Genomic DNA, 985 nt, shown 5'->3' with positions numbered 1-985 from the left:
CAAGAACTTATTTCCATTCTGTCGAAAGGATTAGAAATTTCAAAAAATAATTTTGATGTCCATATTGGTGAAATGGATCATATTTTACATTTCAGGAAAGAAAATGAATTAAACGATATTGAAAAGCAAATTTTAAAATTTCATAATGAGAAACGCGACAAACAAAAAAGCAAAAAAGCAAATGAAATATTTGACATTATAAATCAAGAATCGATAGAAGTACATGACTTTTTTAATGAAATATTAAATTCTGAAAATTCTTTGTTTGAGTTCATAGATGCAAATCTTTTTTTTGATAAATTAATCGAGTTAGAAAATAAGAAGTTATTGACATTTAATAATGTGCTTAATGATACATATAAGAGACATTATATAGAATTTCCAGAAAGTGAGCTACCGTTTTTAACAGGACTAGAGAAACTTTTAGAGAATTATTTAAATTCTAATGATTTAAAAAATCCAAAAAAGATTCTTTTACAAGAACTTGTAGATCGAATTAAAGAAATAATAACCCACTTTAAAGAGCGAATCGAATTGCTCAAATAATAACGTTCAAATCCATATAGTTAAATAATTCTTCCATATTGAATTTAATGGAACATAAAAAGGATATAGAAAGTATAATAGTGGTAGTTTTAGCTAAAAATAATATTTTTACAATCCTAAATTAATGACCAAAACTTAATCTATGGAATTTTTAACCGGGAAATCTCTTGCAGACGAGATTTACGATACTATTTATTATGCTGAAAAATACGTAATCATTTTATCTCCTTTCATTCAGCTTGATGAATATTTTAAAAATGAGGTATTTAAAACACTTCGAAATAATTCACATGTGCATGTAATTTTGGGATTCGGTAAGAATGAAACTAATATAACCAAGAGTTTCAAAAAACAAGATATTGATTTTTTTATGGAGTTTCCAAATATTAGTATTATCTACTTACCAAATCTTCATGGTAAGATTTATGCTAATGAAAAG

General features: G+C 25.2%; 1 protein-coding gene and 1 pseudogene. Both read left to right on the top strand.

Going from position 1 to position 985, the window contains the following annotated elements:
- A partial coding sequence (locus tag JM658_RS16975; RefSeq protein WP_236961085.1) for a hypothetical protein occupies positions 1-546 on the top strand: 546 nt, incomplete at its 5' end.
- A gap of 142 nt (positions 547-688) precedes the next feature.
- A pseudogene (locus tag JM658_RS16970) lies at positions 689-985 on the top strand (hypothetical protein); the annotation flags it as partial.

The organism is Joostella atrarenae (assembly GCF_021764745.1).
Taxonomy (GTDB): Bacteria; Bacteroidota; Bacteroidia; order Flavobacteriales; family Flavobacteriaceae; genus Galbibacter; species Galbibacter atrarenae.
The sequence above is the reverse complement of the archived record's forward strand: the minus strand, read 5'-3'. Positions and strand labels throughout refer to the sequence as shown.